This window comes from Streptomyces flaveolus, assembly GCF_000716535.1.
Classification (GTDB): Bacteria; Actinomycetota; Actinomycetes; order Streptomycetales; family Streptomycetaceae; genus Streptomyces; species Streptomyces flaveolus_A.
Map to the genome: position 1 here is coordinate 1 of NZ_JNWV01000216.1, position 218 is coordinate 218.

General features: G+C 72.9%; 1 protein-coding gene. It reads left to right on the plus strand.

Annotated features, from left to right (window positions below; translation table 11 throughout):
* Positions 1-218 (plus strand): alpha/beta fold hydrolase (locus OO52_RS45915; RefSeq protein ID WP_030659611.1); only part of this gene is annotated, 218 nt, incomplete at both ends.

Consider the following 218-nt stretch of genomic DNA (forward strand, 5'->3'; position numbering starts at 1 on the left):
CGGCTACGCCGAGGCCGGCCCGGCGCACGGCCCGGTGGTCATCCTGCTGCACGGCTGGCCCTACGACATCCACAGCTACGTCGACGTCGCCCCGCTCCTGGCCGACCTGGGCTACCGCCTCATCGTCCCCTACCTGCGCGGCCACGGCAGCACCCGCTTCCTGTCCAGCCGCACCCCGCGCAACGCCGAGCAGTCCGCGATCGCCCTCGACATCATCG